This window comes from Streptococcus bouchesdurhonensis, assembly GCF_948472335.1.
Genome location: NZ_CAOKTW010000001.1, coordinates 226,899 through 250,797 on the forward strand (window position 1 = coordinate 226,899; position 23,899 = coordinate 250,797).

24 protein-coding genes are annotated in these 23,899 nt (G+C 39.3%); 5 read left to right on the top strand and 19 right to left on the bottom strand.

The window, feature by feature from the left end; all coding sequences use genetic code 11:
* The first annotated feature begins 5 nt into the window (after positions 1 to 5).
* The gene (locus tag QMQ21_RS01110) at positions 6 to 1,556 is read left to right on the top strand and encodes a ClC family H(+)/Cl(-) exchange transporter (RefSeq protein WP_261813758.1); all 1,551 of its coding nucleotides are present in this window, start codon (positions 6 to 8) and stop codon (positions 1,554 to 1,556) included.
* Between the two features lie 812 nt (positions 1,557 to 2,368).
* On the top strand, positions 2,369 to 3,439 hold the full coding sequence (gene xerS, locus QMQ21_RS01115; protein ID WP_261813759.1) for a tyrosine recombinase XerS: 1,071 nt from the start codon (positions 2,369 to 2,371) through the stop codon (positions 3,437 to 3,439).
* Positions 3,440 to 3,512: 73 nt separating this feature from the next.
* Here the strand turns inward: xerS and lplA are convergent, their stop codons facing one another.
* The 15 genes from lplA to dhaK all read right to left on the bottom strand — a co-directional run bounded on the left by lplA (position 3,513) and on the right by dhaK (position 18,285).
* The gene (gene lplA / locus QMQ21_RS01120) at positions 3,513 to 4,502 is read right to left on the bottom strand and encodes a lipoate--protein ligase (RefSeq protein WP_033685027.1); all 990 of its coding nucleotides are present in this window, start codon (positions 4,500 to 4,502) and stop codon (positions 3,513 to 3,515) included.
* A 59-nt stretch (positions 4,503 to 4,561) separates the two neighbouring features.
* Positions 4,562 to 6,265: a dihydrolipoyl dehydrogenase gene (gene lpdA / locus QMQ21_RS01125; protein ID WP_261057348.1), complete on the bottom strand. Its 1,704-nt coding sequence runs from the start codon at positions 6,263 to 6,265 to the stop codon at positions 4,562 to 4,564.
* A gap of 45 nt (positions 6,266 to 6,310) precedes the next feature.
* The gene (locus QMQ21_RS01130; RefSeq protein WP_000752716.1) at positions 6,311 to 7,354 is read right to left on the bottom strand and encodes a dihydrolipoamide acetyltransferase; all 1,044 of its coding nucleotides are present in this window, start codon (positions 7,352 to 7,354) and stop codon (positions 6,311 to 6,313) included.
* A gap of 446 nt (positions 7,355 to 7,800) precedes the next feature.
* The gene (locus tag QMQ21_RS01135; RefSeq protein WP_000448714.1) at positions 7,801 to 8,793 is read right to left on the bottom strand and encodes an alpha-ketoacid dehydrogenase subunit beta; all 993 of its coding nucleotides are present in this window, start codon (positions 8,791 to 8,793) and stop codon (positions 7,801 to 7,803) included.
* Positions 8,794 to 8,808: 15 nt separating this feature from the next.
* Positions 8,809 to 9,777 carry a thiamine pyrophosphate-dependent dehydrogenase E1 component subunit alpha gene (locus tag QMQ21_RS01140; RefSeq protein ID WP_050206875.1) on the bottom strand — a complete coding sequence of 323 codons (969 nt, stop codon included), beginning with the start codon at positions 9,775 to 9,777 and terminating at the stop codon, positions 8,809 to 8,811.
* 153 nt (positions 9,778 to 9,930) lie between these two features.
* Positions 9,931 to 11,292, bottom strand: a complete 1,362-nt coding sequence (gene pdrM, locus QMQ21_RS01145; RefSeq protein WP_261813760.1) for a sodium-coupled multidrug efflux MATE transporter PdrM — start codon at positions 11,290 to 11,292, stop codon at positions 9,931 to 9,933.
* Positions 11,293 to 11,333: 41 nt separating this feature from the next.
* Entirely contained in the window at positions 11,334 to 12,602 is a 1,269-nt protein-coding gene (locus QMQ21_RS01150; RefSeq protein ID WP_261813761.1) for a dihydroorotase, read from the bottom strand.
* Positions 12,603 to 12,614: 12 nt separating this feature from the next.
* Positions 12,615 to 13,079: an NUDIX hydrolase gene (locus QMQ21_RS01155; protein ID WP_001135771.1), complete on the bottom strand. Its 465-nt coding sequence runs from the start codon at positions 13,077 to 13,079 to the stop codon at positions 12,615 to 12,617.
* 9 nt (positions 13,080 to 13,088) lie between these two features.
* The gene (locus tag QMQ21_RS01160; RefSeq protein ID WP_261813762.1) at positions 13,089 to 13,742 is read right to left on the bottom strand and encodes a uracil-DNA glycosylase; all 654 of its coding nucleotides are present in this window, start codon (positions 13,740 to 13,742) and stop codon (positions 13,089 to 13,091) included.
* A gap of 61 nt (positions 13,743 to 13,803) precedes the next feature.
* Positions 13,804 to 14,496, bottom strand: a complete 693-nt coding sequence (pynA, locus tag QMQ21_RS01165) for a pyrimidine 5'-nucleotidase PynA (RefSeq protein WP_261813763.1) — start codon at positions 14,494 to 14,496, stop codon at positions 13,804 to 13,806.
* A gap of 37 nt (positions 14,497 to 14,533) precedes the next feature.
* The gene (locus tag QMQ21_RS01170) at positions 14,534 to 14,731 is read right to left on the bottom strand and encodes a hypothetical protein (RefSeq protein ID WP_000658758.1); all 198 of its coding nucleotides are present in this window, start codon (positions 14,729 to 14,731) and stop codon (positions 14,534 to 14,536) included.
* On the bottom strand, positions 14,728 to 15,729 hold the full coding sequence (locus QMQ21_RS01175) for a hypothetical protein (protein ID WP_261813764.1): 1,002 nt from the start codon (positions 15,727 to 15,729) through the stop codon (positions 14,728 to 14,730). The genes QMQ21_RS01170 and QMQ21_RS01175 overlap by 4 nt, the downstream gene beginning before the upstream one ends.
* A 595-nt stretch (positions 15,730 to 16,324) precedes the next feature.
* Positions 16,325 to 16,699 carry a dihydroxyacetone kinase phosphoryl donor subunit DhaM gene (dhaM, locus tag QMQ21_RS01180; RefSeq protein ID WP_000534739.1) on the bottom strand — a complete coding sequence of 125 codons (375 nt, stop codon included), beginning with the start codon at positions 16,697 to 16,699 and terminating at the stop codon, positions 16,325 to 16,327.
* On the bottom strand, positions 16,699 to 17,274 hold the full coding sequence (gene dhaL / locus QMQ21_RS01185) for a dihydroxyacetone kinase subunit DhaL (RefSeq protein WP_004254480.1): 576 nt from the start codon (positions 17,272 to 17,274) through the stop codon (positions 16,699 to 16,701). Before dhaL ends, dhaM begins: the two co-directional genes overlap by 1 nt.
* Positions 17,275 to 17,295: 21 nt before the next feature.
* Positions 17,296 to 18,285, bottom strand: coding sequence for a dihydroxyacetone kinase subunit DhaK (gene dhaK, locus QMQ21_RS01190; RefSeq protein ID WP_033685018.1), 990 nt, complete (start codon positions 18,283 to 18,285; stop codon positions 17,296 to 17,298).
* Between the two features lie 153 nt (positions 18,286 to 18,438).
* On the opposite strand from dhaK, the gene dhaS reads away from it, so the two are divergent.
* The gene (gene dhaS, locus QMQ21_RS01195) at positions 18,439 to 18,969 is read left to right on the top strand and encodes a dihydroxyacetone kinase transcriptional activator DhaS (protein ID WP_000168615.1); all 531 of its coding nucleotides are present in this window, start codon (positions 18,439 to 18,441) and stop codon (positions 18,967 to 18,969) included.
* The gene (gene dhaQ / locus QMQ21_RS01200; RefSeq protein ID WP_261813765.1) at positions 18,966 to 19,955 is read left to right on the top strand and encodes a DhaKLM operon coactivator DhaQ; all 990 of its coding nucleotides are present in this window, start codon (positions 18,966 to 18,968) and stop codon (positions 19,953 to 19,955) included. The genes dhaS and dhaQ overlap by 4 nt, the downstream gene beginning before the upstream one ends.
* A 97-nt stretch (positions 19,956 to 20,052) precedes the next feature.
* Here the strand turns inward: dhaQ and QMQ21_RS01205 are convergent, their stop codons facing one another.
* The 4 genes from QMQ21_RS01205 to QMQ21_RS01220 form a co-directional block, all read right to left on the bottom strand.
* On the bottom strand, positions 20,053 to 20,592 hold the full coding sequence (locus QMQ21_RS01205; protein WP_261813766.1) for a ClbS/DfsB family four-helix bundle protein: 540 nt from the start codon (positions 20,590 to 20,592) through the stop codon (positions 20,053 to 20,055).
* A gap of 56 nt (positions 20,593 to 20,648) precedes the next feature.
* The gene (locus QMQ21_RS01210; RefSeq protein WP_000031481.1) at positions 20,649 to 21,143 is read right to left on the bottom strand and encodes a YkgJ family cysteine cluster protein; all 495 of its coding nucleotides are present in this window, start codon (positions 21,141 to 21,143) and stop codon (positions 20,649 to 20,651) included.
* Between the two features lie 132 nt (positions 21,144 to 21,275).
* Entirely contained in the window at positions 21,276 to 23,009 is a 1,734-nt protein-coding gene (ptsP, locus tag QMQ21_RS01215; RefSeq protein ID WP_042751092.1) for a phosphoenolpyruvate--protein phosphotransferase, read from the bottom strand.
* Between the two features lie 5 nt (positions 23,010 to 23,014).
* Entirely contained in the window at positions 23,015 to 23,278 is a 264-nt protein-coding gene (locus QMQ21_RS01220) for a phosphocarrier protein HPr (RefSeq protein ID WP_000146947.1), read from the bottom strand.
* A 350-nt stretch (positions 23,279 to 23,628) separates the two neighbouring features.
* Here QMQ21_RS01220 and nrdH point away from each other — a divergent pair, with 350 nt between their 5' ends.
* Complete coding sequence (nrdH, locus tag QMQ21_RS01225) at positions 23,629 to 23,847, top strand: glutaredoxin-like protein NrdH (protein WP_000259240.1); 219 nt, start codon at positions 23,629 to 23,631, stop codon at positions 23,845 to 23,847.
* Positions 23,848 to 23,899: the final 52 nt, after the last annotated feature.

Here is a 23,899-nt window from a genome sequence, read left to right on the forward strand (position 1 = left end):
TGATTATGGAGGAACAGTCAGAAACACTCAGTTCCAAGAAAGAATTTGCCTTTGCCTCGAGTACCATATTATCCCAAGTTGGACGAGGAATCATTGTTGGTCTCGTTGTTGGAATTATCGTTGGATCCTTTCGTTTCTTAATCGAAAAAGGTTTCCACCTGATACAAGGACTTTATCAAGATCAAGCGCATCTAGTGCGCAATCTTTTTATCATTGGTCTATTTTATTTAATAGTTTGTTGGCTCAGTGCGAAATTAACTCGGTCAGAAAAAGACATCAAAGGTTCAGGAATTCCTCAAGTTGAAGCCGAATTAAAGGGACTCATGACCCTCAACTGGTGGGGTGTACTTTGGAAAAAATATATTTTAGGAATTCTTGCTATTGCCAGTGGACTTATGCTGGGGCGAGAGGGACCCAGTATTCAACTTGGAGCAGTAGGTGGTAAAGGAATTTCCAAATGGCTCAAATCCAGTCCAGTAGAGGAACGCTCCCTGATTGCCAGTGGTGCTGCAGCAGGATTAGCCGCAGCTTTTAATGCACCGATTGCAGGACTTCTCTTTGTGGTAGAAGAAGTTTATCACCATTTTTCACGCTTTTTTTGGGTATCTACTCTAGCAGCTAGTCTCGTAGCAAACTTTGTTTCTTTACTCATATTTGGCCTAACACCCGTACTGGACATGCCAGACAATATTCCTCTCATGACCTTGGATCAGTATTGGATTTACCTTCTTATGGGAGTTTTTCTTGGACTATCTGGTTTTTTATATGAGAAAGCTGTGCTCAATGTTGGCAGAGTTTATGATTGGCTTGGTCAAAAAGTCCGTTTGGATAGAGCATATTATCCAATCTTTGCCTTTATTCTCATCATACCAGTCGGCATCTTTTTGCCACAAATCCTTGGTGGTGGAAATCAGCTGGTTCTTTCCTTAACTGAGCAAGATTTTAGTTTTCAAGTTCTATTAGCTTACTTTCTGATTCGCTTTGTTTGGAGCATGATTAGTTATGGAAGTGGCCTTCCAGGAGGAATTTTCCTACCAATTTTGGCGCTTGGTTCCTTGCTTGGAGCCCTAGTTGGTGTTATTTGTGTCAATCTTGGACTTGTCAGTCAAGAGCAATTCCCTATATTTGTCATTCTAGGAATGAGTGGTTATTTTGGAGCAATATCCAAGGCTCCCTTAACTGCTATGATACTCGTAACTGAGATGGTAGGAGATATTCGCAACCTCATGCCACTTGGCTTAGTAACCCTAGTTGCCTACATCATCATGGATCTGCTCAAAGGTGCGCCAGTCTATGAGGCTATGTTGGAAAAAATGCTGCCTGAAGAAGCGTCAGATGAAGGAGAAGTCACACTTATTGAAATTCCTGTTTCAGATAAAATAGCAGGAAAACAAGTACACGAACTCAACTTGCCACATAACGTACTCATCACCACCCAAGTACATAATGGTAAGAGCCAAACAGTTAACGGCTCAACCAGAATGTATCTCGGAGATATGATTCACCTAGTTATTCCAAAAAGTGAAATTGGGAAAGTCAAAGATTTGTTGTTGTAGGAGTTTTTACATAATTTGTGTTATGTAAAAATAAACTCTTAATTAAATATATTAGAAAACCGATTCTCAGCAATGAGATCGGTTATTTTTTACAGATAAGATATTTCACATACAAATAATTGAGCTTTGGTAAAAATAAGACTATAATCAAGTTAGAAATGATGATGCACAAAGCTAGAAAGGAGTTTACTGTATCAAACCTGCACAGTAAGATTAAAATCATGAAAAAGAAAACGATAGCAATCATACAATGCATTTTGTATCTCATAGCTCCTTATATAGCTCTTCAGTTGTGTAGAATGAACAGAAGTATCGTTACTGATAAACTCTTTTTTATTTTCCTTATTCTGTTGACTATTTCATTCTGGTTTAGTATTTGGAAACTAGAAAAAGCACTAGATAATGATTCACAATGAAACTGCAAAGATTTAAATCCATTTTACGCAAAAACTGGAAAATTTTGTACTTTTTCCTAAACAGTGGATAAGCCCTTGATACAACTGGGTTTAAGACGTAAAGTACACTCTCTAAAAATTGTACTTTATAATTGAAATGTACTTTATTTTAAGGCAAGATAAAGTACATTTTCACTAAACTAAAATGAACATTTGAAAAATTTCAGTTTTTACTTTGATAACGTACATTTTTAGCTATTTTTGTTCAAAAAAATTTTTTTAGTAATTGGGACGATTTAAGTCTTTTTTATCACTTTTAAAAAAACTCTATGACATCTTTCTGAAAAACTATAATTTTCTTGAAAAATAAATAAGTCTATGCTATACTACTAGTAGACTTATTTACGGAGAAAATACATGAAACGTGAGATTTTACTGGAACGAATCGACAAACTAAAACAAATCATGCCCTGGTATGTTCTGGAATACTACCAATCTAAGCTTGCTGTTCCCTACAGCTTTACAACCTTGTACGAATACCTCAAAGAATATGATCGATTTTTCAGCTGGGTTTTGGAGTCTGGTATTTCAAATGCTGATAAAATATCTGATATTCCTTTATCTGTCTTGGAAAATATGTCTAAGAAAGACATGGAATCCTTTATCCTTTATCTACGAGAACGTCCTTTGCTGAATGCTAATACAACAAAGCAAGGTGTCTCACAAACAACTATCAATCGAACCTTGTCAGCTCTTTCCAGTCTTTATAAGTATCTAACCGAGGAAGTCGAAAACGACCAGGGGGAACCTTATTTCTATCGTAATGTAATGAAGAAAGTTTCAACAAAAAAAAAGAAAGAAACGCTTGCTGCCAGAGCTGAAAACATCAAGCAAAAACTCTTTTTAGGTGATGAAACAGAAGGTTTCCTAACTTATATTGACCAAGAGTATCCACAACAACTTTCAAATCGCGCTCTCTCATCATTCAACAAAAATAAAGAACGTGATTTGGCCATTATTGCCCTTCTATTGGCGTCTGGTGTCCGCTTATCTGAAGCTGTTAATCTGGATCTAAGAGATCTCAATCTCAAAATGATGGTTATTGATGTCACTCGAAAAGGGGGTAAACGTGACTCGGTCAATGTCGCTGCCTTTGCTAAGCCTTATTTAGAGAATTATTTGGCCATTCGAAATCAACGCTATAAGACGGAAAAAACAGATACAGCCCTTTTTTTGACTCTCTACAGAGGAGTTCCTAATCGTATCGATGCTTCCAGCGTTGAGAAAATGGTTGCTAAGTACTCTGAGGACTTCAAAGTCCGTGTAACACCCCATAAACTACGACATACCCTAGCAACCAGGCTCTATGATGCCACTAAATCGCAAGTTTTGGTCAGTCACCAGCTAGGACATGCCAGCACACAAGTCACTGACCTCTATACCCATATCGTTAATGATGAACAAAAGAATGCTCTAGACAGTTTATAAAATACATAAAATAAATTATGTAATATATGGTTTTTAAAAAAGAAGCTGGTCCTACAACCAACTTCTTTTTGATTTATCCAACTACCGCTTCAGCGATTTCTTCACGGCTAATACCAGCGAAATAGCGTGTGATATCAATGGTTTCTAACGCCTTAAGGACATCTTCGCGTTCGTATTTCACCCCACGAAGGACATCTTCTACTGCAGCAACATCTTCAATACCAAAGAAGTCACCGTAAATCTTGATGTCTTGGATTTTTGATTCGAGAACATTAGCAAAGACTTCCACCTTACCACTAGTGAATTTTGTTCCACGACGGACGTTAAATTCAGGTGATTTACCATAGTTCCAGTCCCAAGTTCCAAACTTGGTATCCTTGATGCGATTGATTTCAGCCAATTCTTCCTCAGAAAAAACGTATTCTGTCATTTCAGGATACTCTTTTTTCATGTATTCCAAGAGTAAATCACGGAATTCTTCGACTGTGATTTTTTCTGGCAATTCATTGACAATATTGGTTACACGGGCGCGGACGGATTTCACACCTTTTGATTCAAATTTATCTTTTGAAACCTTAAGGGCATTTGCTAGGACTGATAAATCAACGTCAAAGAGCAAGCAACCATGGTGCATGATACGACCGTTGATATAGGCTTGAGCATTGCCACAGAATTTCTTTCCATCAATCTCAAGGTCATTACGGCCTGTGAACTCAGCTTTAACCCCAAGTTGAGCCAAAGTATTGATAACTGGAGTTGAAAAACTCTTGAAGTCAAAAGCTTTGTTTTCATCTTCTTTTGAGATGATCGTGTAGTTGAGGTTATTTAAATCGTGGTAAACAGCTCCACCACCGCTGATACGGCGAACTACCTCGATGCCATTTTCGCGAACATAATCACGGTTGATTTCTTCGATGGTATTCTGGTGACGACCAACAATGATAGATGGCTTGTTAATCCAAAGTAGGAAAATTTGATCCTCATCCAAAAGGTGTTTAAAGGCGTATTCTTCCAAGGCAATATTAAAGGCAGTGTCGTTTGAATGATTGATAATGTATTTCATGATATCCCTTTATACGATAGAGACTGGAAAACACCTTTCCAGTCTAATCTATCTTTCTTTTATTTTTTCTTAGGTGAATGGATGGCCATTCCTAAAACATCCGCAAATGCTTCGTACATCACTTCAGAGTAGGTTGGGTGTCCGTGGATAGTCTTCAGCATTTCTTCAACAGTAATTTCCATTTCGATAATGCTCGATGCTTCATTGATCAATTCTGCAGCTGCAGGACCGATGATATGAACACCAAGGATTTCTCCGTATTTCTTATCCGCAATAACTTTAACGAAACCTTGAGCTGCATCCGATGCAATAGCACGACCGTTAGCAGCAAAGTTGAACTTACCGATGGCTACATCGTATTTCTCACGGGCTTGTTCTTCTGTCAAACCTACTGCTGCTACTTCAGGAAGAGTGTAGATAGCTGCAGGAGTCAAATTCAATTTGGCAACAGCATGATTTCCTTTAAGGGCATTTTCAGCGGCAACTTCACCCATACGGAAAGCTGCGTGAGCCAACATCTTAGTACCATTAATATCACCTGGTGCGTAGATACCTGGAACAGAAGTTTCCATGTATTCGTTGACCTTGATACGACCACGATCCAATTCAAACTCAACCTCTCCAATACCTTCAAGGTCTGGCACACGACCGATTGAAAGAAGAGCTTTATTTGCAATGATATCGTCTTTTCCTTCAACCTTGATACGAAGTTGACCATTTTCCTCAATGATTTCTTGCAGTTTAGTGTCAGTCAAGATGGTCATTCCTTTACGCTCAAGAATCAAGCGAAGGTTCTTAGAAACTTCAGCGTCCATAGCTGGGACGATACGGTCCATCATTTCGATGACAGTTACTTTTGAACCAAATGTCATGAAAGCCTGACCGAGTTCGATACCGACAACACCACCACCAATGATAACAAGGCTTTCTGGAACTTCGTTCATTTCAAGGATGTCGTCGCTGGTCATGACAAGTGGAGATTCCATACCAGGGATGTTGATCTTGCTGACTTTTGAACCACCAGCAAGGATGATTTTCTTGGTTTCAAGTAATTCAGAGCCATTTACCAAGACGTTCTTGTCTTTAGTAATGGTACCAATTCCTTTATGAACAGTAACTCCGTAGCTACGAAGAAGACCAGCAACTCCACCAACCAAAGTATTGACTACCTTAGACTTGGTTTCAAGGAGTTTGTCCATATCAACAGTGAAGTTAGGATTTTCAATCACAATACCACGATTTGCAGCATGACCGATATTTTCAATAATTTCAGCGTTATGTAGGTAGGTTTTAGTTGGGATACATCCACGGTTCAAGCAGGTTCCACCGAGTTCAGATTTCTCAACAAGGGCAACCTTCCCACCGAGTTGGGCAGCTTTAATGGCTGCAACATAACCAGCAGGACCTCCACCAATCACAACGATATCAAAAGCATCATCGCTCTTACCATCATCGTTTGAAGCACTTGCTGTAGGTACAGGGCTAGCTTCTGGCGCTGCTGCTCCAGCTGTTGGGATATTTTCCCCTTCTTCGCCAAGGTAACCGATAACTTCCGTTACAGGGACAGTTTCACCGTCTCCTTTGAGAATAGCAATCAAGTACCCATCTTCTTCGGCTTCCAATTCCATGCTGACTTTATCAGTCATGATTTCCAAAAGGATTTCTCCTTCTTTTACAAATTCTCCGACTTTTTTATTCCATTGGACGATTTGTCCTTCTGTCATATCCACGCCGGCTTTTGGCATAATTACTTCTAAGGCCATGTCTTCCTTCCTTTATCTATATCTTAAAAATGAATACTCTTGTACTTAAATCAACATTGAGATTGGATTTTCAATCAATTCTTTCAAGTCTTTCATAAACTTAGCACCAGCCATACCATCTACGACACGGTGGTCAATTGTTAAACCAAGGCTCATGATTGGGCGAATCACAATTTCACCATTGACTACAACTGGCTTCTCGATTGTCGAACTCACACCAAGGATAGCTGAGTTTGGTTGGTTAATGATAGGACCAAAGGACTGAACACCAAACATTCCCAAATTACTGATTGTGAAGGTTGAATTTTGCAGTTCACTTGGAGCCAATTTACCATCCAAGGTACGACCGATGACATCCTTGAAGGCTACAACTAGTTCTGAAAGACTCATCTTCTCAGCATTGTAAACAACAGGTGTCATCAATCCATTATCCATCCCAACTGCCATGGCAAGATTGACATAGTTGTGAGTGATAATGGTCTTGCCATCTTCTGTCAATGAAGCGTTGATGTATGGGTGTTTCATAAGAGTCTTAACAACTGCAAGTGAAAGAAGGTCTGTTACAGTAGTCTTCTTCCCAGTTGCTTCCATGATTGGCTCAAGAACCTTCTTACGAAGAGCCAACATTTCAGTCATATCAACTTCATAGTTGAGGGTGAAGGTTGGCGCAGTTAAGTAAGATTCAACCATACGTTGGGCAATAACCTTACGCATTGGTGTCATTGGAATACGCTCGATTTCACCGTATGGTGTTACGTTATCAGGAACTTCTTCCACTTTTTCAATCTGAGCAGGAGACTTGATGGTATCGTTTTCGATATTTTCAGGAAGCAAGGCCAAAACATCCTTCTTCATGATTTTACCACGATGACCGGTTCCTTGGATTTCCTGCCAAGCAATATTATGTTCGAGGGCAATTCGTTTTGCAAGTGGCGAAATGCGAACCACGTTTGTGTCTTTATAAGTTTCCACGTCTTCTTTGTGGACACGACCGTTTGCACCTGAGCCAGAAACGTCGTAGAGGTTGATCCCTAAATCATCCGCTAACTTTCTAGCTGCAGGAGTCGCTCTTAGCTTGTCATCAGCCATGACCTCTCCAATTCTATACTAAGATATTAAGGACGAAGAGGGCAATGAAAAAATAGGAGATTGACGATGTGTTCGATGAACACAAGGAAATCTATCTTTTTTTCGAAGACCTCCGTCCGAATTCAATTAAATGATACTAAGGGCGTTAAAAGCGACTGAAAAATAGGAAATCGACGATGGATTCGATGAAGCCAAGGAGATTTATCTTTTTTCCGAGCTTTTAGCCCGTGTTCAACTCTACAAGCAACTTGGATACAACACGTATCTCAAGTTGCTACGGTTGCCGCTATTAGGCGGTCAACCTAGTAGACTTACTAATTCATTCGTCGAATATTATCGATTCGACTCACTCATGTCGCAACTCTTTAAATCACTTGGATACAACACGTATCTCAAATTACAAAAGTTAAAAGCTCAATTTTTTACATAATTTATATTATGTAATTCTATTCTTTGTTATAGGTTTTACGGATGGCATCTTTGATGCTTTCAACTGTTGGAATCATTGCATTTTCTAGGTTTTGTGCGTAAGGCATCGGCACATCTTCTCCTGCACAACGGCGGATTGGTGCATCTAGATAGTCAAATGCTTCTGACTCTGAAATAATAGCTGAAATCTCTCCGATATAGCCGCTTGTTTTGTGGGCATCGTTTACCAGAACAACTTTACCAGTCTTCTTAACTGAGTTAATGATAATATCCTTATCAAGCGGAACAAGGGTACGTGGGTCAACAATCTCAACAGAAATTCCTTCTTCTGCTAATTCTTCAGCAGCTTGAACCACACGGCGAAGCATTTTTCCATAAGTAACAACTGTTACATCCGTACCTTCACGTTTAATTTCACCGACTCCAAGTGGAATCGTGTAGTCTGGATCAACTGGTACTTCCCCTTTTTGGTTAAATTCTGACTTGTACTCAAGTATAATAACTGGGTTGTTATCACGGATAGAAGACTTAAGCAGTCCTTTCATGTCCGCAGGCGTACCTGGTGCCACAACCTTAAGTCCAGGAATATGAGTAAACCAAGACTCTAGAGATTGCGAGTGCTGGGCTGCAGATCCAACTCCGTTACCTGCTGCACAACGGACTGTCATTGGAACCTGACCTTTACCACCAAACATATAACGTGTTTTAGCAGCTTGGTTGACGATATTGTCCATGGCAATGACCGAGAAGTCCATAAAGGTCATATCAACGATTGGACGAAGTCCTGTCATGGCTGCTCCTGCTGCTGCTCCCGAGATGGCGGCTTCAGAAATCGGACAGTCACGGACACGTTCTGGACCAAATTCTTCAAGCATTCCGACAGAAGTTCCGAAGTCTCCTCCGAAGACACCGACATCTTCTCCCATCAAGAATACATTTTCATCGCGACGCATTTCCTCAGACATAGCAAGGATAATGGTGTCACGGAAGGACATTGTTTTTGTTTCCATTTTATCTCTTTCTCCTTAGTCTGCGTAAATATCTTCAAATGCTGATTCAAGCGGTGGGAATGGACTTTCCTCTGCAAATTTAACAGAAGCTTCTACTGCTTCCTTGACTTGCGCTTGGATTTCTTCCAATTCTTCGGCACTTGCAATGTTATTTTCAATAAGGTAATTGCGGAGGTTTTCGATTGGATCTTTTTGTTTCCACAACTCCACTTCTTCACGCGTACGATATTTACCAGGATCAGATGATGAGTGACCAAGCCAGCGGTAAGTTACACTTTCAATCAAGACTGGACCATTACCACCACGAACATGATCTACGGCTTTCTTGAACCCTTCGTAGACGTCGATGACATTGTTTCCATCTTCGATGAACATTCCAGGAATTCCATAAGCAGCGCTACGTTGATGGATATGTTCTACATTGGTCATTTTCTTGATATCCGCAGAGATACCGTAACCGTTGTTAATGCAATAGAAAATGACTGGCAGGTTCCAGATAGAAGCCATGTTCACTGCTTCGTGGAAAACACCTTCGTTGGTCGCACCATCTCCAAAGAAGCAAACGACGATTTTTCCAGTATTTTGCATTTGCTGACTGAGAGCTGCACCAACAGCGATTCCCATACCACCACCTACGATACCATTTGCACCAAGGTTACCAGCATCAAGGTCTGCGATATGCATAGATCCACCTTTACCTTTACAGGTTCCAGTGTATTTTCCAAGGATTTCAGCCATCATTCCGTTGAGGTCAATCCCTTTGGCAATAGCTTGTCCATGACCACGGTGGTTTGAGGTAATCAGATCATCTGGATTGAGAGCCAACATAGCACCCACGTTAGCTGCCTCTTCTCCAACAGAAAAGTGCGTCATTCCTGGCACTTTCCCTTTCTTTACTAATTGCGCAATTTTTAAGTCCATACGACGGATTTCTTCCATCTTTCGGAACATCTCTAGCAAAAGATTTTTATCTAAAGTTGACATCTTCTTGCCTTTCTAAGTTTCTTCTTACCTTACTATTTTACCGTTTTTAGCAAATACTGTCAAAGTTTTTCTAAAGAAAATTTCACAAATAAAAAAAGAAAACCCAATAGGAATAAGGGATTTTCTCATTAAGAATATTTTTTCACAAACTTTTTATCGTTTAGATTTTTCTAAAGATTCAAATCTCTTCATAATCACAGTTAAACGCCAACGGTAGAGCGCCCCACTCACAATTAGACTAATAATCAAACCGATCCAGTAAGAATAAGCTCCAAAATCTGTCAGGGAATCAAATACCATAGCTACTGGTATTGCTACACCCCAATAACCAACCAAACCAAGATAAAAAGGAATAACTGTATCCTTATAACCCCGCAAAATTCCCTGAAGCGGTGCCGCAAAGGTATCTGCTAACTGAAAAAAAAGACTATAAGTTAAAAAGCGCGCTGTCAAATCGATGAATTCTGGGTCGTTACCATAAAGACTGGCCACATTTTCTCTAAAAATGTAAAGGAAGGTTAAGGTGAAGGCCGCAAAAACAAGAGCTATCCATCTTCCTAGACCAATATAGGTTTTCGCATCATCAAATCGCTTGGCTCCCACTTCATAGGAAACAACAATAGCCATAGCCGATGAAATACTCATAGGGAAGGCGTACATAAGACTTGAAAAGTTCATGGCTGACTGGTGACTAGCGATAATCAAGGACGAGAACTTAGCCATAATCAAGCCAACAACGGAAAAGATAGCCACTTCCGCAAAGACAGTTCCCCCAATAGGCAGACCTAAGCGAACTCCTTCCTTGATTTTATCCATATTAAGCGGAATTCGTTTCTCAAGGTGTAAGGCTTTGAGCTTCTCCTGTTTAAATAAAACCAGAACAGAAATTCCCAGCAAGACCCAATAAGCCAAGGAAGTACCTAAACCAGCACCAGCCCCTCCCAGCTCTGGAACTTCAAAGGCACCGTAAATCAAGAGATAGTTAAATCCGCTATTGAGAGGGAGTAACAAAAGCATGAGATACATAGACAGTTTGGTCAACCCTAGCGAATCCAGCAAGGAGCGAATAACACTAAAAAGCAACAAGGGGATAATCCCGATAGATAAAAACCAAAGATAGCGAACTGCTACTGCTGCTACTGGCGCTTCTAACCCAATGTGATTCAAAACAGGTGGTGCCAAGAAAAGTACCAGTCCCAGTAAGACCACAGATAGACCCAAGGCAAGATAAATGAACTGGTAAAAATCGGACGCAACCTCTTCCTTTTTCCCTCGACCAAGATGGTGACCAATGATGGGCACCAAGGCTGACACAATCCCTGTCAGGAAGGTAAAGAAAGGATTCCAGATACTGGTTGCCATAGACACACCAGCCAAGTCCATAGTGCTGTATTGACCTGTCATAGTCGTATCAACAAAGGAAGCAGAATAATTGGCAAATTGATAAATCAGGATAGGGAAAAATATCTTTAAAAATAAGATAAACTTGTCTTTGAAATGATGGGTTTGGTACATATAGGCTCTCTATTCTTTTTATTTACAGAGCAGACTCCCACCTAGTTTTGATAGACGATTTGTCCCTTACAGATGGTATATTTAACCTGCCCTTTTAAGGTTTCACCGATGAATGGTGAATTAGCTGCTTTCGAAGCAAAATGGGAGTCCACAAGGCGGTCAGCCTTAGCATCAAAAATAGTGATATCTGCTGGACCATTCTCAGCCAAGTAACCTGCTTCAAAGTTGTAAAGTTTGGCTGGGTTGTAGGTCATCTTTTCAAGCAATTCCATCAAGGTCAATTCCCCAGCTTCTACCAAATAAGTTAAACCGAGAGAAAGAGATGTTTCCAAACCAGTCATACCAGATGGCGCTTTGGTAATATCCTCGACATTTTTTTCATCCGCATGGTGAGGCGCGTGATCAGTTGCGATAACTGTGATAACACCTGACTTGAGACCTTCGATAACGGCACGACGGTCTGATTCCAAACGAAGTGGCGGATTCATCTTAGCATTGCTTCCTTGTGTCAAAAGGAGCGCTTCGGTCTTAGAAAAATGCTGTGGCGCTACTTCTGCTGTGACTTGTGCACCTAGCCCCTGAGCAAACTCAACTACTTTAACACTTTCTTCCTTAGACAAATGCTGGATGTGAACATGGGCCTTAGTTGCATAGGCAATCATGACATCACGCGCCATCATAGCATACTCAGCTACCCCAGTTGCACCACAGATATGGAAATGATCTTTAGCGATATTTTCATTAAAGCCAAGAATACCGTTCAAACCTGGATCTTCCTCATGAAGACTAATAAAGGTATTAAGCTTTTTAGCTTCCTCCATGGCTTCCTTAACAACTTTACTACTTTCAAGCGGGATACCGTCGTCTGAGAAACCAACAGCTCCAGCTTCTAAAAGTGCTTTAAAGTCAGTCAAATCTTGCCCATTAAAATTCTTAGTAATGGTCGCAACCGTCTTAACATTGATTTTTTCCTTGGCAGCAGATTGAAGAACTTCTTTCAAAGTCTCAACGTCTGAAATGGTTGGACTAGTATTAGCCATCATGACAACAGTTGTAAAACCACCTGCAGCGGCTGCTAGGGCACCGGTATGAATGTCTTCTTTATGTGTTTGACCAGGTTCACGGAAATGAACATGAATATCGACCAAGCCAGGAGCAACTACAAGACCAGTAGCATCAATTATCTCTGCTCCTTCTTCTTTAATCTCAGGCGCAATTTTGACAATTTTCCCATCTTGGACTAAGACATCGCACACTTGATCCAAACCAGACTTGGGATCCATTACACGACCGTTTTTGATTAGTAGCATCTGCTTTCTCCTTTATTCATAGAAATCAACTTGGGTATCCAACAATTTATCCCCATCATAAACAAACTTGGCTGAAAAGAAGGGTTTATCCTCTAAAAGCCACTTAACAAAGGTATGGTCACCTTCCCAAGTGGGCTTGCTCAGAACTTCATCATAGGGAACCCATTCTAGCGTTCCCTCGTTGCAGTCAATCAAGTCGCCCTCAAACTCCGTCACCTTAAAAACATAGGTGTACCAGTCTAAATCTGGTGTAAATTCAGGAAAAGTGATAACACCTTTTAGAACTGGCTTGGCTTTGAGCCCTGTTTCCTCAAGGATTTCACGCGCCGCGCATTCCTGAGGCGTCTCTCCTCGCTCTAGCTTACCACCCACACCAATCCATTTTCCTTCATGGACATCATTTGGCTTCTTATTACGATGAAGCATGAGTAGTTCTTTCCCGTTATCAATGTAGCAAATCGTCGCTAACTGAGGCATATTTTCTCCTTATCTAAGCCAATCGATTGGCTCTTGTCCTGTTTCTTTTAAGAATGCATTGGCCTTGGAAAAAGGCTTGGAACCCCAAAATCCTCTATAAACTGACAAAGGACTGGGATGGGCTGATTCGATAATCAAGTGATGAGGATTGGTAACTAAGGCCTTCTTCTTGCATGCATAAGCTCCCCAGAGTACAAAAACGACTTGTCTATCTAGATGATTGACCACCTGAATCACAGCATCCGTAAAAGGCTCCCATATCTGCCCAGCATGACCATTAGCCCGTCCAGCCGGAACTGTCAAACAAGCATTAAGAAGTAAGACTCCTTGCTCAGCCCAAGCTGTCAAATCATGAGATTTCTTAACCCCGATATCATCTGACAATTCTTTCAAGATATTTTGCAAGGATGGTGGAGCTGGGATAGATTCCGGTACAGAAAAACTCAAGCCCTGCGCTTGACCTGGCCCGTGATAGGGATCTTGCCCTAGAATCACCACCTTAACTTCTTCAAGCGGTGTTGTCAAGAGAGCCTGAAAAACCTTTTCCTTGGGTGGATAAATAGTCCCCTGAGCATAGACCTGATTCATAAACTGATTGATTTTCCCGAAATAACCCTCAGGTAATTGCTCCTTAATCAAAGCATGCCAAGACGAATGTTCCATAGCCGACTCCTTCGTTTTTACTGCCTCTATTATAGCAAAAAGTGGCTATCTAAACCACTTTTTACAGTTTATCTAAACAATCCAGCAAGTCTTGGTAAGAATGGACTTCGTAGGTTGGCTGGGCTTGTGTCTTATTTTCCAGATGATGGGGATTGTACCAAATAGTATCAATCCCAGCATTATTGCCACCTTGAATGTCGGCGGTTAGAGAGTCTCCAATCATCAGCGTCTTTTCTTTGCTAAAACCTGCAATCTGTTGACCAATTTTTTCATAAAAAAGAGCATCCGGCTTTTGTGTTTGCAGCTGTTCAGAGATAAAGACTTGATTGAAATAAGGTGCCAGACCAGATTGAGCCAAACGTCCCGTCTGAATAGCAGTAATCCCATTTGTCGCAGCATATAAGTCATAATCACGCTCGATGAGGCTATCTAAAAGTTCATGAGCACCTGAAATCGTTTGTCCCTGTTGTGCGAGGTAAAATTGGTAACGCTGGGCTAGAAAACTACCATCTTTTTCCTGTTCAAAATGAGAAAATAAACGAGAAAAGCGCGTGTTAACCAGCTCTTGTTTACTGATTTTCTTTTGCTCCAAGTCCTTCCAGAGAGCCTTGTTCATAGGAACATAATAGTCTTTATAAGCCTGAATATCTGCAACTCCTTCTTCTTTTAGAAGTTGCGTCAAAGCCACATCCTCAGCAGCATCAAAATCAAGTAAGGTGTGGTCGAGGTCGAAGAGTAGAAATTTGTAGGACAATTTGAGGTTTTCCTTTCTAGGTACTTAATAGATTAGTTTATTTCTTCTTTTTCTTAGTTTTATTCATCAACATACCAACTACAACTGGAGTAACTACACTTCCAACTTGTCCAACAACTTTAAGTATCTTTTTTGCTTCATCTATTTTTTTGTTTCTACACGATTCGCACTTATTGTGCTTATAACTTGATGGTAAATCCCTAGTACATGTCTTACATTTTTTTATTTCTTTCATTCTAGCACCTCTGTCTCAATAGAATCTGTTTTATTTGGCAATTTCATTATAGAAGTTTCAATTTTTGGCAATTCTTTTGTCCAGTAATTTGTAGGAGAAGGATCAAGTAAATCAAGTCTCTCTACTAATTGCTGAGAACTGAGATAAGTTTCGTTAATAAATTTCCCAAAGTAATCCAAACTTTTTTGAGCAGCTTTTTTCTCGCCCAACTCATTATAAGCTATTGCTGCTGATAGTGAAACGATATTTACAGCTGCTAATCCATCTCGAATCTCATTCATACGAGCTTCAATTTTATCTGGTTTATCCCCTTTTAATAACTTACCCCAAGTAGAATCTGGTTGTTCTTTGATAAAATTTACATTTGATTTTTGACTAAGCATTAAGAGATTTCTACTATCTTCTGCATCTGAAATAACTTGCAGTAACATCATTGTTCTAATATTTGGATCTGATATCTCTCTAGCTTGCAAGAGTTTCTGTTGACAACTATAGGCTATTGCAAGTCTATCTGACTCCTGTCCTTTTCTGACGTCCTCAATAGCATATTGTACATTTTGAATCTCCTCTGCAATCTGAGCCATTTGAATTTGTGACGAATAATCAGCTAACGCTTTATTTAATTCTGGTGTCAATTTAACAGATTTCAATGGTACATTTCCAATGACTTTATTAGTATTAGTATCTACTAATACCGCCAAGAGAGAGCCATCTTTCTTGGTCATTAATTTTAACACTCCTTGAGCAATTGCTTCCCGTTGTTCTGGAGAAAGAATTGCCTGAAAAACCTCTTCAGGTATACTAGATTGGACAACATTGATAAAGGCTGGAGCAGAATATAACATTTTTTCTACTTCAGATAAGATTTTATTAGCATTTTTGACTAAAGGTTTGGCTATTTCTGGTAACTTATTAAAAAATGCTGAGGGTTTTAGTTCATAGCCATCAATATCAAGAATATCGAAGTCATCTTCTCCAAAAAATAAAACTTCATCCATAAATTACTACCTCATTATGTTTAAATTATTAGAAATATTATACCATATTAAACAAAATTATGATTTTGATTTTTCTTTAATATTATTTATCCAATCATTTTTACTGGAATCTAACATAGAATAATACTATCCTATACAATTGACAGCTCAAATCTTTCAGAATAGAACAATCCTAACTATCGAATACTCTAACTTCATAAATATCTATGCAATTCTAGATCTAGAATTCCTATAAACTAAATGTTTTCGCACTCTTCTAAAACATTGATTGCCTTAAATTTTAATTTTTGAAGGATTCTAAAGCTAGAATAGTCCCATCACAATCAGTTTTGAATTATTATACTCAATGAAAATCAAAGAGCAAACTAGGAAACTAGCCGCAGGCTGTACTTGAGTACGGCAAGGCGACGTTGACGTGGTTTGAATTTGATTTTCGAAGAGTATTAACAATTTAGAAACGCTATGATTCCACTCCTTTTACATTAAAAAGGAACTGCATAAAGCAATCCCTTTCTGATTTTGAAATTATTTACTTAAAATTTGATAGTTGAGATAATCAATAACTCACCTATAAAAGAAATGATAGGATGATTCCTTATTTATTGATTTCAAGCTCCGACAACTGTGTTTGAATAACTGACAGTTCTGCACCAGCCTGAAGAAGAGCAGCTGCAGTATAGGCACCTTCTACAATTGGAACCCTATTGATCATGATACTTTTATCACTGAAATCAGCCACCATTTCTAAGTTCATTTTAGCAGAACCTAGGTCAAAAAAAGCTAATAAAGTATCTGCTGGATTTTCGGAAACAACCCTATCTACTTGATCAAAACTCGTTCCAATTCCTCCATCTTCGGTTCCTCCTACATAAGTAATCGGAATATCTTTAGCTACTTCACTAATCAGTTCAACGACACCTTGTGCAATGTGTTTAGAATGTGAAACGATAACAAGACCAATACTTCCCATTAAACCACCCCAGTTTCTAAAAGAGCAGTAAAGAGTAATCCTGATGAAAATGATCCAGGATCAATATGTCCAAGAGAACGTTCTCCTACATAAGATGCCCTTCCTTTAGTTGCAAGTAAATCTTTGGTAGCATTCACTAGCTTATCAATAACCTCTTGAGTCAATTGGCCTGCAGACAAAGCAGCAATAACAGGAGTCCAAACATCAACCATTGTCTTTTCTCCAACTTCTGCTTTCCCACGTTTGACAATCATATCCAAACCGCTTTGTAAGATTTCCTCTATTTTCGAATTTGAATCAGCCTTGGCCATGCCCATAAAAGCAGAGCCATACAAGGGACCAGAAGCACCGCCTACCTTACTCAGTAGTTGCATTGACACAAGTTTAAAAACATCACTACTTGTCTCAAATTGCTTTCCTTCTAAGTTTTCCATAACTGCAGCCATGCCACGTGCCATATTTCCACCGTGGTCACCATCTCCTATAGGAGTGTCTAGCTCACTAAGGTAATCTTTCTGTTCTTGAATCTTTTCATTAAAAAGCTTCATCCATTCAAGTGCTTGTTCAGCATTCATTTGACATTTCCTCCTTGAGTTTTACCAAGCTGGGGTAGTAACAGGTGCATTTAGAGCATCCAACCACTCATCATCTGCCAATCGAATCAATGTTAATGACAAGCCAGCCATATCAATTGAGGTCATATAGTTTCCAATTTTCTTAAATGCCAACTCAACACCTTTTTCATGGAGTAATTTAGCCACATCATTTGCAAATACGTATTGTTCCATAAGAGGAGTGCTTCCTAAACCATTGATGAGAAGGCCATAGCGTTCACCAGCCTTAAGTTGGAAACCTTCAGATAGTTTTTCAACCAATTCTGAGGCCAATTGTGCTGAAGGTTGCATTTTCTCTTTTTTATATCCTGGCTCACCGTGAATACCAACTCCATATTCAAATTCATCATCTTCTAGAACAAAACCTGGTTTCCCAACTTCTGGAACAGTAGCGCCAGATAGAGCTAAGCCAATTGTTTTAATTTCTAAGACAAGTTTGTCGGCCAAGTCCTTCATTTCAGCTAATGATTTACCAGAACGAGCCGCATCACCCAAAATTTTATGGACTAATATAGTACCTGCAACACCTCGACGGCCTTGGGTATAGAGACTATTTTCAACAGCGATATCATCATCAACCACAACACTTGCTACATCAATACCTTCCATTTCAGCAAGTTCTTGTGCAATTTCAAAATTCATGATGTCCCCAGAATAGTTCTTGATGACCATGAAAACTCCAGCACCTTCATCAGCCGCCTTGATGGCTTCTAAAATTTGGTCCGGAGTAGGTGAAGTGAAGACTGCTCCACAAATGGCAGCAGACAACATTCCATCTCCTACAAATCCAGCATGACTTGGTTCATGTCCTGAACCTCCACCTGAAATGAGTCCAACTTTTCCTGTCTTTTCTGCCTTTCTAACGATGACATCAAAACCATCTAAGCGTTCTACCAAGTCATCATGCATGAATGACAATCCCTGCAACATTTCATCAACAACTTGTGTCGGTTCATTTATAATTTTTTTCATGAGAAACTCCTTTCGGCATGTATCTTTGTTTTCGCTTTCATTATATATTTTTTATTGCTAGATGATAAGGGACAGATTCTATTATTTGTCCCCTTTTAAACCCGTTTAAAACATTTTTTTGGTAAAATGAAGTAAGTAAAAGAAAGGCTTCCTATGGCATCATCACTTATTACAAAAAAACGGATTACCAAGGCATTTAGAGACCTTTTAGCTACTAGAGAATTTGACAAAATCTCCATTGTAGATATCATGGAATCAGCTGGCATTCGTAGACAGACCTTTTATAATCACTTTCTTGACAAATATGAACTGCTAGACTGGATATTTGAAAATGACTTAACCGAGTATATCACCAATAACTTGGACTTCATTTCAGGCCAAAAACTATTACAAGAATTATTTTTTTATTTCGAACAAGAGCGTGATTTTTATATTCAACTTTTTGATATTCAAGGGCAAAATAACTTCTATGACCACTTTATCAGCTACTGTCGCTTGCTTGTATCAAAAATTTTAAGAGAATATGGTCAGATTGATATCGATTCATCTGCTTATACTTGTTTTTTGTTAGACTATCATTCACACGCTCTAGCAGAAATCGTGAAAGCTTACGTCAATAAAAAAAGTCCAGTTCCACAACCAGACTTTCTAATCATGACAATTATTGGAAAGAGACCACAATGACATTTATTTCAAATCATAAACAAAAAATTATTTCAAGTTACATTTCGGCAACTGTCAGCAGTCATCCTGAATTAGAAAAACACCCTACTTTACCACTAGTCTATCAAAAAAATCGTAATCCTCATCAGGTTCCAATATTGGCGGGTGGAGGTTCAGGACACGAACCTGCTCATATTGGATATGTGGGAAAAGGAATGCTTACCGCTGCTATCTATGGCCAATTATTTACTCCTCCTACAAGAACTGAAATCTTAGAGTCCATTCGTTTTTTAAACAATGGTCACGGTGTCTTCATCATTGTAAAAAATTTCGAAGCAGACATCAAAGAATTTAGCTGGGCCATTAATACTGCTAGACAAGAAGGAATTAAGGTCGGCTATAGTCTAGCACACGACGATATTTCTATTGAACCTCACAATAGATTTCAAATTAGAGGAAGAGGGCTTGCAGGGACTATTTTACTTCATAAAGTTCTAGGATATGCAGCTCAAAATGGTGCCGACATCGAGCAACTAACTGATTTAGGTCATCAACTTGCTCCCGAAATCGCAACAATTGGCTTTGCAACGAAAGCTGCTAGTCTCCCCCAAGCCACCCTCCCACTATTTAACTTGGAAGAAGGAAATATTTCTTATGGTATTGGGATACATGGCGAAGAAGGATATCGTATCGTCCCATTCCAATCATCGGAAATCCTTGCAAATGAAATTATAAGTAAATTAAGATTGCACTATCATTGGAAAAAGGGTGATCAATTTATATTGCTTGTAAATAATCTAGGCACTACCAGCAACTTAGAAATGGGCATATTTATCAATGATATCCTTCAACTCTTAGAAATTGAAGGAGTCACTATTACTTTTATAAAATCAGGAACATTTATGACCAGCCTAGATATGGCAGGTATATCCGTAACTCTTTGCCCCGTAAAAAATAAACAGTGGTTAGAAGCGCTCAATGCTCCAACGACAGCTTTTGCATGGTAATTTGCTTGTATAACTCAAAAGGGCTACATCACTTGATAGCCCTTTGCTTTTATCTTACTTTTAAAAGAACTCATTCTTTCTATTTCAAATAGTCCATCTATCCTTTACAATTCTTCCGATGAGCTTTGAGTTTTTTCAGAGCCCAATCATAGTGGCTTGACGTGCTACTAGCAAAGTAGGAACCTAGACTTGTTCCACCGGTCCACTTATAGACACCTTTGGTAAAGAGTTCGTCATTGCTAAAAACTTCTATCAACTCTAAAACCTTCCTATGTGATTGTTCTAGGAGTCTAGTCGCTTCTTCTAAGGAGGTTTTCTGGTGCTTCTTCCAAAAAGCGACATTCATTTCTCCATAAGTTTTCCAATTATAAAGCTCAGGGAGAAAAGGGCTTTCGTGATCTTTTTGATTAGAATGAACCCAAGTCAAAAGTAACTGCTGCCATTCATAAAGATGGATCAGAACATCTCTTAGATTTTTATCCCTTTTCCAGTGAGCTTCTTTTTTCTTTGGGTCTCTTGAAAAATCAAATGGAGTCTGTAGCTCATCTTCACTTAGTTGGGAGATGAAACGATTGAGCTTTTCATAGTTTTCCTTAGAGGCCAGTACTAGCTCCTCTTTTGTTTTCGGTCTAGGCACAGAGTTCTCCCTTCATATTGTTAGTTATTATTAGAAATTTTTTATCCTTTAAATCTCTATAACTTATCCTTTAATTTCTCAACAAAGAGATAGGCTGCTGGACAGGTCAAAGTATTCTTAATAGTCAAATGGTTGATTTGATGGATTTTTTTCCTGTCTGTATGGGGAAATTCACGACAGGCCTTTGGACGAACATCATAGATGGAACAGAGATTATCTCCTCCTAGAAAGGGACAAGGCATGGATTTAAAAACCTTATCGCCATCTTCATCTACCTGCAGAAACTCCGCTTCAAAAGCTGGTAATTTCATCTTAAAGTACTTAGCAATACGAGTGATGTCTGCTTCCTTGAAGTCAGGTCCCAATGTCTTGCAACAGTTGGCACAGGCAGTGCAATCAATCTCCTCAAAAACTTCTTGGTGTATCTGCTGGGCTATCTTATCTAGATTTTTTGGTGGCTTTTTCTTTAGATTGGCTAAAACTTTACGATGCTCCTTCTGCTTTTGTAAGGCTAGCTGGTGGTAATATTCAATATCAATTTCTTTAGACATGATTTCTCTCTTATTCTATTTGTTTCTCCTATTATATCATGCCTCTTCATCATTGAAAAGTGGAGTTTATTAGACTATACTTTCCCAAAATGCGTCAAAAAACCTTGCAACTAGGTTACAAGGTTAATGACATTAATCGAAGTTAACGTATTCTTTTTGAAGTTCAAGGACTTCTTCCATTGTTGAACACTCAGTAAGGGCACGGTTAGCGTACTCTTCCATCTTAGCAGTGTCCAATTTCTTCATCAAGCTACGTGTACGAAGGACTGATGTTGCTGACATAGAGAACTCATCCAAGCCCATTCCGACAAGAAGTGGAACAGCTTTTTGGTCACCAGCCATCTCACCACACATACCAGCCCATTTACCTTCAGCGTGAGCTGCCTTGATAACGTTGTTGATCAAGCGAAGGATTGATGGGTTATATGGTTGGTAAAGGTATGAAACTTGCTCGTTCATACGGTCTGCTGCCATTGAGTATTGGATCAAGTCGTTTGTTCCAATTGACATGAAGTCTACTTCTTTTGCAAATTGGTCTGCAAGCATTGCTGCTGCAGGGATTTCAATCATGATACCAACTTGGATGTCATCCGCAACTGCAACTCCTTCAGAAAGAAGGTTTGCTTTTTCTTCTTCATAAACTGCTTTGGCTGCACGGAATTCTTTCAAAAGGGCAACCATTGGGAACATGATACGCAATTGACCATGAACAGAAGCACGAAGAAGGGCACGGATTTGTGTACGGAACATTGCATCTCCAGTTTCAGAAATAGAGATACGAAGGGCACGGAATCCAAGGAATGGGTTCATTTCATGTGGCATATCGAAGTAAGGAAGTTCCTTATCTCCACCGATATCCATTGTACGAACAACCACTGGTTTACCATTCATTCCCTCAAGAACAGCTTTGTATGCTTCATACTGCTCATCTTCAGTTGGGAAATCTTGAGAATCCATGTACAAGAACTCTGTACGGTAAAGTCCAACCGCTTCTGCACCGTTGTTGTTAACACCTTCCACGTCTTTTGGAGTACCGATGTTAGCAGCCAACTCGAAGTGTTTACCGTCAGCAGTCACTGTTTGAGCATCTTTCAAAAGTGCCCATTCAGCTTTTTGTTTAGCATAAGCTTCACCAGCTGCTTTAAATTCTGCCGCTTGTTCATCTGTTGGGTTGATAATCACTTCACCAGTAATTCCGTTAACGGCAAGGATATCACCGTCTTTCACCACTTCAGTGATGTTATTTGTTCCCAATACAGCTGCAATTTCAAGTGTACGTGCCATGATAGCTGAGTGGCTTGTACGTCCACCGATATTTGTTACAAAAGCTTTTACAAAGTTTTTGTCCAATTGAGCTGTATCAGATGGTGTCAAGTCATGCGCAATCACGATTACTTCTTCATTGATAGAAGCTGGGTTTGGCAATTTCTTACCAAGAAGATTTGCCAATACACGTTTTGTCACGTCGCGGATATCCGCTGCACGTTCTTGCATATATGGGTTGTCTTCCATACCTTCAAAGATAGTGATGAACATGTCAGTCACTTCTTTAAGACCTGCTTCAGCATTGACTTTCTTAGCACGGATTGTTTCTTTAATCTGACCAATCAATTCTGGGTCAGCAAGAACCATCAAATGAGCGTCAAAAACTTGAGCCGCTTCTTCACCAAGCGTACCTACAGCTTTCTCACGGATAAGAGAAAGCTCGTTTTGAGAAGCTTCAAGAGCTACATCCAAACGAGCCTCTTCTGCGTTTGTATCTTCGACTGAAACAGTCTCGAATGACAAATCCGGTTGAACGAGTAGATATGCTTTTGCAACTGCAACACCATCAGATGCTGCGATTCCTTTAAGCATTTCTGTCATTTTCCTTATGCCAATCCTTCTTTTTCCATTGTTTCTGAGATTGCAGCGATAGCGTCATCTGCATCTGCACCTTCAGCTGAGATAGTTACATCAGCACCTTGGCCAACACCAAGACTCATAACACCCATGATTGATTTAAGGTTAACTGATTTACCTTTGTACTCAAGAGTGATATCTGAAGCAAATTTGCTTGCAGTTTGTACCAACAATGTTGCTGGACGTGCGTGAATACCTGTTTCTGCCACTACGTGGAAATCTTTAGAAGCCATAGTTTGACTCTCCTTTTGTTCTTTCTTTTTTGAGTTATATGTGATAACCCTTACAATTTGGTATTATACCATCTTCTAGGATTTTTTTCAAGCATTTTATGGGATTTATTCGATTTCCTTTCAGATAACTTGCTGAAAATCTTCTATTCTAGATAACAAAACACAGGATATAGTTTTCCAAAAAACTACTTCTAGGATAATTATCACTATTTCATAAAACAAACACTACATATTGTGTTTTGCAACCTTTAGTAGAAAAATAGACCACTATATTTAGTTTCAAATCATTGACAAAAATTTATTTTCTGATATACTAAGAAAGTAATCTATTTTGAAAGAGGAGTTACACAATGGTAACCGTTTATTCTAAAAACAACTGTGTCCAATGTAAGATGACTAAACGTTTCTTGGACAGTAATAATGTCGCTTATCGTGAAATCAATCTTGATGAGCAACCTGAGTACATCGATCAAGTTAAAGAGCTCGGTTTCAGCGCAGCTCCTGTGATCCAAACACCAACTGAAGTCTTTTCAGGTTTCCAACCAGGAAAACTGAAACAATTAGCATAATCTTAGTACATCATCCAGAAGAAACTGCTTCTAGGGCTAACTTAGAAGCCTT

Coding starts and splice junctions, on each gene's coding strand:
- QMQ21_RS01110 (WP_261813758.1), top strand. CDS start 6: ATGGAGGAACAGTCAGAAACACTCAGTTCCAAGAAAGAATTTGCCTTT.
- xerS (WP_261813759.1), top strand. CDS start 2,369: ATGAAACGTGAGATTTTACTGGAACGAATCGACAAACTAAAACAAATC.
- lplA (WP_033685027.1), bottom strand. CDS start 4,502: ATGAAATACATTATCAATCATTCAAACGACACTGCCTTTAATATTGCC.
- lpdA (WP_261057348.1), bottom strand. CDS start 6,265: ATGGCCTTAGAAGTAATTATGCCAAAAGCCGGCGTGGATATGACAGAA.
- QMQ21_RS01130 (WP_000752716.1), bottom strand. CDS start 7,354: ATGGCTGATGACAAGCTAAGAGCGACTCCTGCAGCTAGAAAGTTAGCG.
- QMQ21_RS01135 (WP_000448714.1), bottom strand. CDS start 8,793: ATGGAAACAAAAACAATGTCCTTCCGTGACACCATTATCCTTGCTATG.
- QMQ21_RS01140 (WP_050206875.1), bottom strand. CDS start 9,777: ATGTCAACTTTAGATAAAAATCTTTTGCTAGAGATGTTCCGAAAGATG.
- pdrM (WP_261813760.1), bottom strand. CDS start 11,292: ATGTACCAAACCCATCATTTCAAAGACAAGTTTATCTTATTTTTAAAG.
- QMQ21_RS01150 (WP_261813761.1), bottom strand. CDS start 12,602: ATGCTACTAATCAAAAACGGTCGTGTAATGGATCCCAAGTCTGGTTTG.
- QMQ21_RS01155 (WP_001135771.1), bottom strand. CDS start 13,079: ATGCCTCAGTTAGCGACGATTTGCTACATTGATAACGGGAAAGAACTA.
- QMQ21_RS01160 (WP_261813762.1), bottom strand. CDS start 13,742: ATGGAACATTCGTCTTGGCATGCTTTGATTAAGGAGCAATTACCTGAG.
- QMQ21_RS01170 (WP_000658758.1), bottom strand. CDS start 14,731: ATGAAAGAAATAAAAAAATGTAAGACATGTACTAGGGATTTACCATCA.
- QMQ21_RS01175 (WP_261813764.1), bottom strand. CDS start 15,729: ATGGATGAAGTTTTATTTTTTGGAGAAGATGACTTCGATATTCTTGAT.
- dhaM (WP_000534739.1), bottom strand. CDS start 16,699: ATGGGAAGTATTGGTCTTGTTATCGTTTCACATTCTAAACACATTGCA.
- dhaL (WP_004254480.1), bottom strand. CDS start 17,274: ATGAATGCTGAACAAGCACTTGAATGGATGAAGCTTTTTAATGAAAAG.
- dhaK (WP_033685018.1), bottom strand. CDS start 18,285: ATGAAAAAAATTATAAATGAACCGACACAAGTTGTTGATGAAATGTTG.
- dhaS (WP_000168615.1), top strand. CDS start 18,439: ATGGCATCATCACTTATTACAAAAAAACGGATTACCAAGGCATTTAGA.
- dhaQ (WP_261813765.1), top strand. CDS start 18,966: ATGACATTTATTTCAAATCATAAACAAAAAATTATTTCAAGTTACATT.
- QMQ21_RS01210 (WP_000031481.1), bottom strand. CDS start 21,143: ATGTCTAAAGAAATTGATATTGAATATTACCACCAGCTAGCCTTACAA.
- ptsP (WP_042751092.1), bottom strand. CDS start 23,009: ATGACAGAAATGCTTAAAGGAATCGCAGCATCTGATGGTGTTGCAGTT.
- QMQ21_RS01220 (WP_000146947.1), bottom strand. CDS start 23,278: ATGGCTTCTAAAGATTTCCACGTAGTGGCAGAAACAGGTATTCACGCA.
- nrdH (WP_000259240.1), top strand. CDS start 23,629: ATGGTAACCGTTTATTCTAAAAACAACTGTGTCCAATGTAAGATGACT.